Source organism: Lientehia hominis (genome assembly GCF_021044755.1).
Classification (GTDB): domain Bacteria; phylum Bacillota; class Clostridia; order Lachnospirales; family Lachnospiraceae; genus Lientehia; species Lientehia hominis.
The window spans coordinates 217,267-230,217 of sequence record NZ_JAJNOR010000004.1; the positions used below are offsets into that span (position 1 = coordinate 217,267).

The following is a 12,951-nucleotide window of genomic DNA, read 5'->3' on the forward strand; positions in this document are numbered from 1 at the left end:
AATCTTTATTCCAATTCTGACAAAAGCTTGATCAGCTTTATTTTTTCCTCAGCAGACAGATTTTTTCCGTTCCGCGCGATCAGCTCCTCCATGTCTTCATAGGACGGCGAGGCTGGAACAGAAGCAGAGGGGCTGCCGCTGCAGAAATATTCTGCGTCGACCTGCAGCTCCCGTGCAATCTTTATCAGCACTTCTATATCGGCCTTCTTACTGTCTCTTTTTATCATGGAGTAGATAGTTGTAGGTGCGACACCAATCTTCTGAGCCAGTTCATTTGCATTGGTGCCTCTGTATTTCATCAATTCACTCAGTCTGGATCCAATCCCCATATTATCACCACCTTTCCTATCCAATTTTAACATAATAAGGAAGGAAAGTAAATGGAAAAAATATGCAATCGCGTAATAATAAGCTTGACAAAATACTCAAAAGAGTATATCATATGAAATATAAAGAACGCAGTTGCGTAGGAGGGGGATGGTTTTTATGTCATATTTTCATTTAAAAGCTGCTATGGCAGGAAAGAATATATCCATAAAGGATATTTCCGAATCCACGGGTATATCCCAAAAGAATTTGGCGTCCAAAATCGACAGCGGCCGCTTTTCCATAGAAGAAGCCGAGCAGATTCAGAAGACATTCTTTCAGGATATGAAAATAGAATGCCTGTTCCAATCTGAGTGCTTATAATCGAACATATATTCGATATACTATTATTATAGACGATGATCAGACCACTGTCAACGGGATTTTCAGGAATAAGAGCAGAAGGAAGGAGCGGAAAAGATGGAAGTCAAAGAAGAGTTCTACAATATTATGACAGCCCATACAGCAGAGATTTATTATGAGGTGTTGGGTCTTGAGATCATTTTATCTGACGGAAAAGTGGGAAAGGTAGAAATTAGTCCGGCTTTCGAATCGAGTGTTTCTATGAAATAAAAAAGGGACCGGTGATCCGGTCCCCATATATCAGTAGTCCCTGGGCTCCGGCCTGGGCGGCCTTACCGGACCAGGCCCCATGGGAGGCCTTCCAGGAGGCGGCCCCATAGGGGGTCTTCCAGGCGGCGGACCTACAGGAGGTCTTCCAGGCGGCGGGCAGTGCGGACAAGGTCTGCAAGGAGGGCAGCTGGGCGGCCTGCCAGGACGGTTGGGCGGTGGAAAGAACATATTGATCATATCCTTTTTGTTTTAGGATATGACAGGCCGGAAAAATAGTGCAAAATAAAAATGCCATGGATATTTGTCCATGACATAAAAATGGAGCATACGGGATTCGAACCCGTGGCCTCAACAATGCGAATGTTGCGCGCTCCCAACTGCGCTAATGCCCCATGCAACTATTTTATTGTATCACAAACTAAAAAAAAGTAAAGAAGAAAATAGAAAAAAATGTCTGGAGGGAAAGACGATGAAATCATTGAGAGGCATGTCTTATGAAGATTATGGGATTTCAAAGGAACGATATCTGGAACTGAAGCACTTTTGCCTTCAATATGAGGAAAAAAAGAAAAATGTCCGGCCGGAAAAACAGGCAGAGCAAAAAGAAAATTTCATTAGGGACTGTGAGCTGATCGAACAGGCGGCGAAGCAGACGGATGAGATGCTGTCCCCTTATATCTTAAAATGTGTGGCCACCGGCTGGCCATACGAATATCTGGGGAACGTCCCTGTGAGCCGGAACGATTTTTATGGATACAGAAGGCTGTTTTTTCATCATCTGGATAAGGTAAGGTAAGGGGAAGAGGAAGGCTTTACACCTTTCCTCCATCCCCGCATATTTTAGAGAGACAGAATTTTTTCTCTGTCAGTTGTTTGGATTTAATGAAATGAAGAAAGGAAGGAAAACCATGGATTTTGGGACAATTGGCAATGTGGTGGGAATCACGGTCATCTGCTATCTGGCAGCAATGGCAGTGAGGGCCACGACCCTTGACAATAAATGGATTCCAGTCATATGCGGTCTGACAGGCGGGATCCTGGGAGCAATAGGCATGCGCTTTATGCCGAACTATCCGGCGGACGATTATATTTCAGCAATCGCCGTAGGAATCGTCTCTGGACTGGCTGCGACGGGAAGTCATCAGATATATAAGCAGATGTCGAAAAAACAGGACAGCAGAAAAGGGGATGACGCTTCTGAACAGATAACGGCAGAAGACGGCGGTTCGGATGCCGGAAAATGAAAAAGAGGTGAATGGTTATGAGTAATGTGACAAACAGCTATTGCGTCAGAAATGACTGCTATGTAGAAGGAACCAGGCTGGACGGCGTGAAGTATCTTATCGTTCACAGTCCTTCCGTCTATCCGGCTGTCATTCGGGCGGTAAACGGTTCCAATAATTGGTTCAAACGCTGGAACAAGCCGGGAGTGGAAAAACTGGTCCATGGATTCATTGATGATACAGGAGTCTATAATTTTGCGCCTTATTCTCTGGCCTGCTGGCAGATAGGAACTACCTGGGGAAACAGGAATTGTATCGGATATGAGCTCTGTGAGCTGGACAGTGCCGCAGAATTTCAGAAGGTCTGGAAGAATGCGGTCGATCATTATGCGGAGCTCTGCAGGACTTATGGTCTGACTCCAGATAAGATCGTAGGCCATTATGAGGCTCATGAAAAAGGCTTCGCTTCCGACCATGACGATCCGGCTCCTTATTTCAGACGCTTTGGAAAGACTATGGATGATTTCCGCTCCGATGTGAAGAAAAAACTGTCAGGTGGTGAGGACTCCGATCCGGTTTCCGGAGATGTGACTATAGTAAAGACGTATGAACCGTGGGCCCACGGACAGGTGACAAATTTAAAGGCGGGGGACACCTTGAACGTCCGTACAGGCCCGGGCGCAGAGTATCCGAAGCTGGCAGCCTGGCCGGAGCTGGCAGAGGGGAATGAAGTAGATGTTTTAGATAAATACAGCAACGGCTGGGTGAAAATCAACATCCAGGGTGCAAAGGGTTTTGTAAATTCCTATTATCTGAAAATCACGGAGCGCCAATCTTCCGGTGGACAAAACGGTTATTCTGTATGGGTGGGAAAAGCTTCGGGCCTTGGGGGCTCCCGCCTGAATGTGAGGACCGGACCAGGTATCAGCTATGGACTGCTGGAAGCCTGGCCAAAACTGGGAGAAGGAAATGAAGTGGAGGTCATCGGAGAAAACGGCGGCTGGTATCAGATCCGAATAGAGAATAAATATACGGGCTGGGTCAGCAAGGATTATATCAAGAAGAACTAAAGAAAGACAAAAAGGAACGGCGAACGGGGGACGATTTTATATCGTTCCCCATTTGTCTGCTCCTTTAAGAGGTAATCAGTTCAATTCTGCAATCCTTGATATTCCCACATAGATTTCTGAAATTTTGTACCAGGTCCGGAAATCCACCACACCTGTCTGGGGAAGGCCAAATACGTTCTGGAAAGCCTCTACAGAGTTTTTTGTGGCCTCACCGTAGATTCCGTCAGGAGTGAGGGAAGGAATCGCGGAATAAACGCTGGCAATGCTGTTCAGCTGTTCCTGAAGCTGCTGTACCTTAGGACCGGTGGAGCCGATGGTGAGATCTGTACCCGGCCAGGAGGAGGGAATTCCAGAAATCTGTTCCGCTGTATTGATGTACATATCCTGACCGTAATAATAACGGAGGATTTCAATGGGAGAATATCCCTGATCCCCGAGGCTTTTTGAACCCCACTGAGTCATCCAGTTCGGGCAGGAGACTCTCTGACCGTCACAGTATTGGGTGAGGATTGGCTGTTTAACATCCGGCCTTGACAAGTAATTATCAAAAATCTCATCTACAATAACAGATATGCTTTCAAAAATATTTCGGCCGTATATCCATTTATGATCGTAAGCGGTAGAGGATGTAATGGTGAAATCATAGCCTTTATTCCTATACCATTCCGTATAGACCCGATTCAAAGTAAAGGACATGATCGCCAGGACGTTGGCTGTGATAGTGGCCTCAGGCCAATTGGCATAGATTTCACTGGAAGCCACATTTTTGATGTAATCTTTATAGGGTACGTAATAATTCGGAGCCGAGGTATTGCTTATGGTGCCGTCGTGAACGATGATAGTCTCGGGGACCACCACGCGGCTAAGGACGATATTTCCGCTCTCTGCGATCGGTTTGATTTCCGGTTCCGCAATCTTGGGAGGATATTCCCCGTAGAGCGTATGATCGGGAATGACGATAGGAGAAGGGACTCCTTCGTTATCAGAAAGAGGGCGGAGTCGTATTGTCTGCAGGGCAGTGCTTTCCGGAAGCACTTCTGTGCCGTCTACGACCTGAGGTTCATAGCCGGGAGCAGAGACCGTGATGTTAAATTCGGAATATGGACGAGGCTCGCCAGGCTGCATGCTGTAGTCAATGGGGGGCGTTTTGAGCGTGATTTCCTCCGTCTGACCGGAGGTATCGGTATCCAGCTGCTCCAGGGGCTGACCGTCTCCGCCGGTGATGGAGATACTGACTGTGGCTCCGCTAATCGGGAAATTATTGAGTGAGGAGTTGACACTGATGAGAAGCTGTCCGCTGTCAGGCGTATCATTCTGCATGGTTTTTATAATCAATGGAAATACCCCGCAGTTTTGTTTGTATTAATATATGATGGGAAAGTGAAATTAGTGATATTATATGAAAAGAAAATTCCTTTCCCAAAAAGGTTGAAATGTATGTCGCATTGTGGTAAAATCTTTACAATTTGAGCTGAAGTTAGATGAAATGCGCGGACTCCGCGCATTTTGCGGAACTACGAAAGGAAACGGTGGATAAATGAGAGCTTTTCTAATACTCGAAGACGGGACTGTCTTTTCCGGCACCAGTATTGGTTCGGCAAAGGAAGTCATCAGCGAAATCGTCTTCAACACATCAATGACTGGTTATCTGGAAGTTCTTACAGACCCCTCTTATGCCGGACAGGCAGTAGTTATGACATATCCCCTGATTGGAAATTATGGCATTTGCCACGAAGATATGGAATCCGCGAGGCCCTGGCCTGACGGCTATATTGTACGGGAGCTCTCCAGGAGGCCCAGTAACTTCAGGAGTGAAGACAGCATCCAGCATTTTTTGGAGAGTTATGATATCCCCGGGATTGCAGGAATCGATACGAGAGCTCTTACTAAGATTCTTCGGGAAAAGGGTACCATGAACGGCATGATCACCACTGACGAAGATTATAAGCTGGAAGAGATCCTTCCGAAGATTAAAGCCTATTCTCCGGCCGGAGTCGTGAGAAAGGTCACATGTCAAGAAAAATATATACTGCCGGGTGAGGGCTATAAGGTAGCGCTCATGGATTTTGGGGCAAAGCAGAATATCGCCCGTTCCCTGAATGAACGGGGCTGCCAGGTCACGGTATATCCGGCGTACACGGCGGCAGAGGAGATTCTGGCAGATGATCCCGACGGTATCATGCTCTCCAACGGACCGGGAGATCCGAAAGAATGTACAGAGATCATCGCGGAGCTTAAAAAGCTCTACGAGACGGATATTCCAATCTTTGCCATCTGTCTGGGCCATCAGCTCATGGCGCTGGCCACCGGTGGAGATACTTATAAAATGAAATACGGGCACAGAGGCGGTAACCATCCGGTCAAGGACTTGGAGACTGGCCGTGTGTACATTTCTTCTCAGAACCATGGCTATGTGGTGGATACGGATTCTATGGATGAAAACACGGCAGTTCCCGCATTCGTGAATGTCAATGACCAGACAAATGAAGGTCTCGCCTATACCGGAAAAAATATATTTACCGTACAGTTCCATCCGGAGGCGTGTCCCGGACCGAGAGATTCCGCGTACCTGTTTGACAGATTCCTTAAGATGATGGAGGTAGCCAGATAATGCCTAAAAATCCTGAGATAAAAAAAGTATTGGTAATCGGTTCCGGCCCCATTGTCATCGGCCAGGCGGCAGAGTTTGACTATGCCGGCACCCAGGCATGCCGTTCTTTAAAAGAAGAAGGCATTGAAGTAGTGCTGGTGAATTCGAATCCGGCTACTATTATGACAGACAAGGATATTGCGGATAAAGTGTATATAGAGCCTCTGACCGTGGAGGTTTTGGAACAATTGATAGAAAAAGAAAAGCCTGACAGTGTGCTTCCGACCCTGGGCGGCCAGGCAGCGCTCAATCTGGCCATGGAGCTGGATGAAGCAGGCTTTTTGAAAAGCCATAATGTAAAATTGATCGGCACCACGCCGGAGACCATCAAAAAGGCGGAAGACCGACAGGAATTTAAGGATACCATGGAAAAGATAGGCGAGCCATGCGCTCCTTCGACGGTGGTGCATGACGTGGAAGCCGGAATTGCCTTCGCAGATCAGATTGGATATCCTGTAGTCCTGCGCCCGGCCTATACTTTGGGCGGAAGCGGCGGCGGCATCGCCTCCGATGAAGAGGAACTGGTGGAGATCCTGTCCAACGGCCTTCGGCTGAGCCGCGTGGGAGAGGTGCTGGTTGAGCGCTGTATCGCGGGTTGGAAAGAAATTGAATATGAAGTGATGCGGGATGGAAACGGCAATGTGATCACAGTATGTAATATGGAAAACATTGACCCGGTGGGCGTCCATACGGGGGACAGCATCGTGGTGGCTCCTTCCCAGACGCTGGGAGATAAGGAATACCAGATGCTTCGGAGCGCTTCTCTCAACATCATAGACGAGCTAAAGATCACAGGAGGCTGCAACGTGCAGTTTGCTCTTCATCCGGAGAGCTTTGAATACTGTGTGATCGAAGTGAATCCCCGGGTAAGCCGTTCATCGGCGCTGGCATCAAAGGCCACCGGCTACCCTATTGCCAAGGTGGCTGCAAAGATTGCGCTTGGCTATACTCTGGATGAGATTCCCAACGCCATAACCGGAAAGACTTATGCCAGCTTTGAGCCCATGCTGGATTACTGTGTGGTAAAGCTGCCCCGCCTGCCATTTGATAAGTTCATCAGTGCGAAAAGGACCCTCACCACGCAGATGAAAGCGACCGGAGAGGTTATGAGCATCTGCACAAATTTTGAAGGTGCTCTGATGAAAGCCATCCGCTCTCTGGAGCAGCATGTGGATTGCCTGATGAGTGAAGATTTTACCAAAGCGTCGGAGGAAGAGATCATCGAATACCTCTATCGTGTGGACGACAGAAGGATTTATGTGATCGCGGAGGCTATCCGCAGAGGGATTTCTTATGACGTCATCCACGATATCACAAAGATCGATAACTGGTTCATAGACAAAATCGCGATACTGGTGGAGATGGAGAACCGTCTGAAGACAGAGCCTCTTACGAAAGAGCTCCTTGCAGAAGCAAAGCGGATTGAGTTCCCCGACACTGTGATCGGACGCCTTTCCGGAAAGACCGGGAAGGAGGTCAAGAGCCTCAGAAATGAATACGGCATCCGGGCCGCGTTTAAAATGGTGGATACCTGCGCCGCAGAATTTGCTGCTGCAACGCCTTATTATTATTCCTGCTTCGGAAGTGAAAATGAAGCAGACGGTGCAAGAAAAAAGAAAAAAGTGCTGGTGCTCGGATCTGGTCCCATCCGGATCGGGCAGGGAATTGAGTTTGATTTCTGCTCGGTACACAGTACCTGGGCCTTCAGCGAGGCAGGTTATGAGACTATTATCATAAACAATAACCCAGAGACAGTCAGCACAGATTTTGATATTGCAGATAAGCTCTATTTTGAACCTCTGACTCCGGAGGATGTGGAAAATGTGGTGGAGCTGGAGAAGCCGGACGGCGCCGTGGTGCAGTTTGGGGGGCAGACTGCCATCAAGCTGACAGAAGCCCTTATGAAAATGGGAGTTCCGATCCTCGGTACTTCGGCGGAGGATGTGGATGCCGCAGAGGACAGGGAGCTGTTTGACCGGATTCTGGAAGACTGCTGTATTCCCAGGCCTGCTGGTCATACGGTCTTTACCTGTGAGGAAGCAATCCAGGCTGCGGAAAATCTGGGATATCCGGTTTTGGTGCGTCCTTCCTATGTGCTGGGCGGCCAGGGTATGCAGATCGCCATAAGCGACCAGGATATCGTCGAGTTCATCGGAGTCATCAACCGAATCGCCCAGGAGCATCCGATTCTTGTGGATAAATATCTTCTAGGCAAAGAAATCGAAGTGGATGCTGTATGTGACGGGGAAGAAGTTCTGATTCCTGGAATCATGGAACATATTGAACGGGCGGGCATCCATTCCGGCGACAGCATCTCCGTATATCCGGCGCAGAGTATTTCCAATAAGACAAAGCGTGTGATAGAAGAGTATACCAGAAGGCTTGCGAAAGCACTCCATGTCCGCGGGCTGATCAATATCCAGTTTATCGTGAGCAATGACGAAGTATATGTCATTGAAGTGAATCCCCGTTCCAGCCGCACGGTGCCTTATATCAGCAAGGTCACCGGCATACCTATCGTGAAGCTGGCTACCCAGGTCATCATCGGCAGCACGATTCGGGAGCTGGGTTATGAGCCGGGGCTTCAGCCGGAGGCCGATTATATCGCCATCAAAATGCCTGTGTTTTCCTTTGAGAAGATTCGCGGCGCAGACATTGGTCTTGGGCCGGAAATGAAATCCACCGGTGAGTGTCTGGGCATAGCGAAGACCTTTAATGAGGCGTTATACAAGGCGTTCCTTGGGGCGGGGATCAATCTTCCAAGGACAAAGAAAATGATCATGACCGTCAAGGACGCGGATAAACTGGAGGCTGTGGATATCGGCAGAAGATTTGCAGCGCTGGGGTATAAGATTTACGCCACCAGAAGTACGGCGAAGATTCTCAATGAGAATGGCGTGAAAGCGATCAAGATCAATAAGCTGGAGCAGGAATCTCCGAATCTGCTGGATCTGATTCTGGAGCATGATATCGACTTGGTCATTGATACGCCAAATCAGGGAGCGGCCAAGAGTCATGACGGGTTCATTATCCGGAGAAATGCCATTGAGACCGGGGTGAACGTACTGACTGCCATCGATACGGCCAAGGCCCTGGTGGCCAGCTTGGAAAACCGGGAGGAAGGACTTACTCTGATCGACATTGCAACCGTGAAGAACAGGACAGGAGAATAGCGAATGGGACAAGAGAGCTGGGGGAGAAGAGTCTGGAGGCTTATTTATCCGGGACTGACGTATTTTGGCGTCTGCTTCATCGTAGAGGCAATTGCGGCGGTGTTCATCGCCATGTCGACGCTGCCGGGGTATAGTCCCAATAATTTGAACAACCAGATGGAGATCATCAACGAGATGATGAACAGGACGCTGTCCGTCGCGTTGGAGCTGCAGGTACTGGCCGCGGCCATATCACTTCCGGTTCTCATGCTTTATTACCGGATGGACAGAAAAGCCGACTTGAAGAAGGGAAGCGTCCGCCGCTTTGCGTCAGTGCCGTCCTGGCAGTATCTTCTGATCGTCGTTTTAGGGGTGGCCACCTGCCTGGCGGGAAATAATCTGATAACCGCCAGCGGCCTTTATAACGTTTCGGATACGTATGACGCGATATCCGAGATCATGTATGGGGGGAAGCTGGCCCTGGAATTCATCGGGCTGGGAGTCATCATTCCCATTGTGGAAGAACTGATCTTCCGTGGACTCATATACAGACGTTTGAGAGAATATCTGAATATCGGACCAGCGGCAGTCCTCTGTTCTCTGATATTTGCGTTTTACCACGGCAATTTGGTACAGGGCGTATATGCGTTCTGCCTGGGACTTTTGTTCATTTACACGTATGAGCGTTTTCATAACATGCTTGCTCCAATCCTTTTCCATATGGCGGCCAACCTTTTTTCAGTGGCCGTGTCGGAGTTGGGATTTCTCGACAATATGTACCGGTCGGCAGGGAAGTTTTGGGGAGGAACCGTTATATCCTGCCTTGTGCTGATCCTGATGGTATACTTGATAGAGCGCCATGTCCATTCTGAGGAAATTGCGGTAAAGGACTCAGAAAATGCGGCAGCGGGAGACAGCGGAGAAACAGGACAGGAATAGAATATCAGATCTGAAAAAAGGCGCCTGCATTTTGCAGACGCCTTTTAATTTCTGATTTTACTTATAGAGAACATTGCTTCAGCCGTGATCAAAGCTTATTCTTATAGCTGTACAGCTTCTTTGATTTGGTTTTCTCCTTCGCCGCCCTCGCGGAAGCTCTCGTCATCTCTGGCTGATATACGAAAAAATAAAGGACGATGGCAAGCACGATCGCTCCAAGTCCGTCCAGCACCGAGTGCTGTTTCAGGAAAACTGTGGACAGACAAATGGAAATAGTGATCAGGGTGGTTACAGGGCGAATCCATTTATGCTTCTGAGAAACAGGGCTGTTCCACCATGCCAGATTGATGCCGAGTGAGGCAAATACATGAATGCTTGGAAATACGTTAGTTGATGTATCAGTTTTGTACAACATGACGATTAGCTTCGAAAACAGATTTTTCTCCGGATTTACAGGAGGACGCATGGTCTGGCCGTTGGGAAACAGAGTACAGATGGCGAGACAGACAGTCATTCCAATGAAGAGAAACGCGGTCATACGGTAAAATTCTTTTTTCGGCCGTTTCAGCAGGAAATAGGTCACAGAACCTGCCACGAAAATGAACCAGAATAAATAGGGTATGATGAAATACTCATTAAACGGAATAAGGTCGTCAAATGCTATATGAATATTGGTGAACTGGGTTCCTACGGTCACGTGCTTTTCAAGCCAGAAAAACCATGGGAAATAGATAAAAACGTAAAGGAGAACCCAGGACTGACGATAATTGCTGAAGAAATTCTTGATTGCTTTCACACGAATCGCCTTCCTTCCCCCCCTTGCAGGGCATACTGCTAGCCTTTAATAATTTTCATGTGATTATAACACGGTTTGCCGGGGATGGCAAGTGAATTCATAAAATCTTTAAGAACAATTCTGAATAATTACCGCAAATTAACACAAAAAACGTATTTTCTTTTCAACACAACGGACAGATATATCCGTCTGACCATGACAGGACTCTCCGTCGGCATGAACTAACAGAGGCTCTTCCGTATGGATGGCTGCTTCCCGGCAGGCGTAGGTCCGTACACCGTTGCAGCAGACATGTCGGCCGGCCAGAGAAGCAAGCAGCAGGAGCGTCAGCCGCAGACGAGAAACGCCGGATACGACACAGAGTTCCAGATAACCGTCACAGGGATCGGCTTTGGGGGCGAAACGGAAACCGCCGCCTTCAAACTTCTGAATGTGGGAAGAGATAAACCGGATTTTCTTCAGATTTATTTTTTTCACTCCGTCCAGAAGCAGATAACCATTGGTGCTTTTACAGAGGACTATTCGCTTGATTCCGATGAATAAATAGATAAGCTTTCCCATATGAAGCTGGTTGAATGCTTTCTTTAGTTTAGTGGTAAATAAATTCTGGCAGACATCTGCGTCGTAGCCAATGCCGCTGCTCACGATGAAACGCCTGTGAGCGGGATGATCCGACATATAGGATAAGATACCATAGTCGAGATAACGGCAGTTTTCGGATTTTAAGAGCTGATTCATGGCTTTTTCCGGGTTCCTCGAGAGCCGCATGCCTCTGGAAAAATCGTTTCCCGATCCGGAGGGGATATATCCCAGTGTCACCGGAGAGGAAAGGGAAATGCCGTTCAGTACTTCGTTCAAGGTACCGTCACCTCCCAGGGCGACAATGGTTTTAGATGAGGGATCCTGATGCCTTGGCGAAGTGAGCTCCGCCGCCAATTCAGTCGCGTGTCCCGTATGCTCAGTTAGATAAGCTTCGTAGGGAATTTTTTCTTTTTCCAGCCGTTCCTTCAGCTTATTCCAAATACTCAGCCCCCTGCCGGAGCGGGCGTTGGGATTTACGATAAAATAATACATAACGATCCTCCTGGAGTCCGGCTGTTCCGGGCTGCCTTCCGAAATTACTTTTATTATAACATAAGGAACAGAGAGGATACAAAGAAAAATTTTATAAATAAAAAGTGTGGAAAAAGTCTTGACAATTTGGACAATAAAAGGTATACTACCTAGGCAGTCAAAAATGAAGAATGTGGTTTTTTACTGCGGTCGGGGATCTTAGCTCAGCTGGGAGAGCATCTGCCTTACAAGCAGAGGGTCATAGGTTCGAGCCCTATAGGTCCCATTATGGCGGAATAGCTCAGTTGGCTAGAGCACACGGTTCATACCCGTGGTGTCGAGAGTTCAAATCTCCCTTCCGCTACTTTAAAACCCTTGTGTGTTCAAGGGTTTTTATTTTATGTATATTCTTTTGTTAGGTAATATTAAAAAAAGCCTGCGGTGCTTCCGCAGGCTTTTCCGTATGAATATTGAATATTCTGTCAGCTTATTTCGTCCGGGGTCTAAAGAATCTGTATGCTGTATGCCGTGGTCTGCGGAGGGATACTCGCAGTCTGGAAATTAGCGTGGGTGATTCTGACCAGCTGGCCGGGACGAAGAGCACTGAGCTTAACTGGCCGTCCGGCACGGTTGGTTATGGGAGTAGAGTCCGATACTACGAATCTGGTCTGACTGTTGATGTTCCAGGGGTTCCCCGTTAAAAGCATATTGTTTCGTACATCGACAAAAATGACTCGGTCGGTCGTGGTGACCGAGGGCACTTGAGACATTCCCTGAACAATGATCAAAAAGGCATTTGACTGGGGCGGTATGCTTCTGGTCATGCGAGCCGAAAATATGGCGCTCACCCACATTCCCGGCTGTATGCAGCATATGCACATGTTTTGGCCGAATGAGTCCAGGATGACGGTATTGCCTGTAAGGTTCAGCCTGATAGTTTGGATGGAAGTCATATTGTTTGCTTCCGGTACAGAGTAGGAAACCTCGATGCTGCCGCTGGAATTATCGAGGCAAGAAGTATCTTCAACTAAAGCGTTATCTATACGCATAATGTTTCCCTGTTGGACTAAGGCTCCACGAGGATCGTCATTCATATATTTTTCCATTGAAATTGATTTGTTCTATACTA

At 47.9% G+C, this 12,951-nt stretch carries 13 protein-coding genes and 3 tRNA genes; 10 read left to right on the plus strand and 6 right to left on the minus strand.

Going from position 1 to position 12,951, the window contains the following annotated elements; genetic code table 11:
* Window positions 1-5: 5 nt before the first annotated feature.
* Complete coding sequence (locus LQE92_RS07715) at window positions 6-329, minus strand: helix-turn-helix domain-containing protein (RefSeq protein ID WP_231062411.1); 324 nt, start codon at window positions 327-329, stop codon at window positions 6-8.
* Window positions 330-486: 157 nt separating this feature from the next.
* Between LQE92_RS07715 and LQE92_RS07720 the strand changes: the two genes are divergently transcribed.
* Window positions 487-690: a hypothetical protein gene (locus tag LQE92_RS07720; RefSeq protein ID WP_231062412.1), complete on the plus strand. Its 204-nt coding sequence runs from the start codon at window positions 487-489 to the stop codon at window positions 688-690.
* Window positions 691-786: 96 nt separating this feature from the next.
* Complete coding sequence (locus LQE92_RS07725) at window positions 787-939, plus strand: hypothetical protein (RefSeq protein WP_231062413.1); 153 nt, start codon at window positions 787-789, stop codon at window positions 937-939.
* A 319-nt stretch (window positions 940-1,258) separates the two neighbouring features.
* On the opposite strand, the gene LQE92_RS07730 is transcribed toward LQE92_RS07725, so the two are convergent.
* Window positions 1,259-1,331 (minus strand) — tRNA-Ala (locus LQE92_RS07730).
* Window positions 1,332-1,408: 77 nt separating this feature from the next.
* Here LQE92_RS07730 and LQE92_RS07735 point away from each other — a divergent pair.
* The 3 genes from LQE92_RS07735 to LQE92_RS07745 all read left to right on the plus strand — a co-directional run bounded on the left by LQE92_RS07735 (window position 1,409) and on the right by LQE92_RS07745 (window position 3,232).
* Window positions 1,409-1,735, plus strand: coding sequence for a hypothetical protein (locus tag LQE92_RS07735; protein WP_231062414.1), 327 nt, complete (start codon window positions 1,409-1,411; stop codon window positions 1,733-1,735).
* 112 nt (window positions 1,736-1,847) lie between these two features.
* A complete protein-coding gene (locus tag LQE92_RS07740; RefSeq protein ID WP_331001264.1) occupies window positions 1,848-2,183 on the plus strand; it encodes a phage holin family protein in 336 nt (111 codons plus the stop codon).
* A 17-nt stretch (window positions 2,184-2,200) separates the two neighbouring features.
* A complete protein-coding gene (locus tag LQE92_RS07745; protein WP_231062415.1) occupies window positions 2,201-3,232 on the plus strand; it encodes an SH3 domain-containing protein in 1,032 nt (343 codons plus the stop codon).
* Between the two features lie 75 nt (window positions 3,233-3,307).
* Here the strand turns inward: LQE92_RS07745 and LQE92_RS07750 are convergent, their stop codons facing one another.
* Complete coding sequence (locus tag LQE92_RS07750; protein ID WP_231062602.1) at window positions 3,308-4,552, minus strand: peptidoglycan-binding protein; 1,245 nt, start codon at window positions 4,550-4,552, stop codon at window positions 3,308-3,310.
* A 217-nt stretch (window positions 4,553-4,769) separates the two neighbouring features.
* On the opposite strand from LQE92_RS07750, the gene LQE92_RS07755 reads away from it, so the two are divergent.
* Genes LQE92_RS07755 through LQE92_RS07765 form a run of 3 tightly spaced genes read left to right on the plus strand, consistent with a single transcriptional unit; the run spans window position 4,770 to window position 9,973 of the window.
* Window positions 4,770-5,843 (plus strand): carbamoyl phosphate synthase small subunit, encoded by a 1,074-nt coding sequence (locus tag LQE92_RS07755; RefSeq protein WP_231062416.1) that lies wholly within the window; start codon window positions 4,770-4,772, stop codon window positions 5,841-5,843.
* Window positions 5,843-9,055 carry a carbamoyl-phosphate synthase large subunit gene (gene carB, locus LQE92_RS07760; protein WP_231062417.1) on the plus strand — a complete coding sequence of 1,071 codons (3,213 nt, stop codon included), beginning with the start codon at window positions 5,843-5,845 and terminating at the stop codon, window positions 9,053-9,055. The genes LQE92_RS07755 and carB overlap by 1 nt, the downstream gene beginning before the upstream one ends.
* Before the next feature lie 3 nt (window positions 9,056-9,058).
* Window positions 9,059-9,973 carry a CPBP family intramembrane glutamic endopeptidase gene (locus LQE92_RS07765; protein WP_231062418.1) on the plus strand — a complete coding sequence of 305 codons (915 nt, stop codon included), beginning with the start codon at window positions 9,059-9,061 and terminating at the stop codon, window positions 9,971-9,973.
* A gap of 88 nt (window positions 9,974-10,061) precedes the next feature.
* Here LQE92_RS07765 and LQE92_RS07770 read toward each other — a convergent pair whose 3' ends face one another.
* Together LQE92_RS07770 and LQE92_RS07775 are read right to left on the minus strand one after the other, a co-directional pair.
* On the minus strand, window positions 10,062-10,769 hold the full coding sequence (locus tag LQE92_RS07770; RefSeq protein ID WP_231062419.1) for a phosphatase PAP2 family protein: 708 nt from the start codon (window positions 10,767-10,769) through the stop codon (window positions 10,062-10,064).
* Window positions 10,770-10,907: 138 nt separating this feature from the next.
* Complete coding sequence (locus tag LQE92_RS07775; RefSeq protein ID WP_231062420.1) at window positions 10,908-11,843, minus strand: diacylglycerol/lipid kinase family protein; 936 nt, start codon at window positions 11,841-11,843, stop codon at window positions 10,908-10,910.
* Window positions 11,844-12,035: 192 nt separating this feature from the next.
* Between LQE92_RS07775 and LQE92_RS07780 the strand changes: the two genes are divergently transcribed.
* Window positions 12,036-12,108 (plus strand) — tRNA-Val (locus tag LQE92_RS07780).
* A gap of 4 nt (window positions 12,109-12,112) precedes the next feature.
* Window positions 12,113-12,186: transfer RNA gene (locus tag LQE92_RS07785), tRNA-Met, on the plus strand.
* Window positions 12,187-12,325: 139 nt separating this feature from the next.
* Here LQE92_RS07785 and LQE92_RS07790 read toward each other — a convergent pair.
* Complete coding sequence (locus LQE92_RS07790) at window positions 12,326-12,916, minus strand: hypothetical protein (protein ID WP_231062421.1); 591 nt, start codon at window positions 12,914-12,916, stop codon at window positions 12,326-12,328.
* Window positions 12,917-12,951: the final 35 nt, after the last annotated feature.

What these genes read in the sequence shown, in the direction of transcription:
- LQE92_RS07765 (WP_231062418.1), top strand. Translation starts at nt 9,059, where the DNA reads ATGGGACAAGAGAGCTGGGGGAGAAGAGTCTGGAGGCTTATTTATCCG.
- LQE92_RS07775 (WP_231062420.1), bottom strand. Translation starts at nt 11,843, where the DNA reads ATGTATTATTTTATCGTAAATCCCAACGCCCGCTCCGGCAGGGGGCTG.
- LQE92_RS07725 (WP_231062413.1), top strand. Translation starts at nt 787, where the DNA reads ATGGAAGTCAAAGAAGAGTTCTACAATATTATGACAGCCCATACAGCA.
- LQE92_RS07715 (WP_231062411.1), bottom strand. Translation starts at nt 329, where the DNA reads ATGGGGATTGGATCCAGACTGAGTGAATTGATGAAATACAGAGGCACC.
- LQE92_RS07750 (WP_231062602.1), bottom strand. Translation starts at nt 4,552, where the DNA reads ATGCAGAATGATACGCCTGACAGCGGACAGCTTCTCATCAGTGTCAAC.
- LQE92_RS07755 (WP_231062416.1), top strand. Translation starts at nt 4,770, where the DNA reads ATGAGAGCTTTTCTAATACTCGAAGACGGGACTGTCTTTTCCGGCACC.
- carB (WP_231062417.1), top strand. Translation starts at nt 5,843, where the DNA reads ATGCCTAAAAATCCTGAGATAAAAAAAGTATTGGTAATCGGTTCCGGC.
- LQE92_RS07790 (WP_231062421.1), bottom strand. Translation starts at nt 12,916, where the DNA reads ATGAATGACGATCCTCGTGGAGCCTTAGTCCAACAGGGAAACATTATG.
- LQE92_RS07720 (WP_231062412.1), top strand. Translation starts at nt 487, where the DNA reads ATGTCATATTTTCATTTAAAAGCTGCTATGGCAGGAAAGAATATATCC.
- LQE92_RS07735 (WP_231062414.1), top strand. Translation starts at nt 1,409, where the DNA reads ATGAAATCATTGAGAGGCATGTCTTATGAAGATTATGGGATTTCAAAG.
- LQE92_RS07740 (WP_331001264.1), top strand. Translation starts at nt 1,848, where the DNA reads ATGGATTTTGGGACAATTGGCAATGTGGTGGGAATCACGGTCATCTGC.
- LQE92_RS07745 (WP_231062415.1), top strand. Translation starts at nt 2,201, where the DNA reads ATGAGTAATGTGACAAACAGCTATTGCGTCAGAAATGACTGCTATGTA.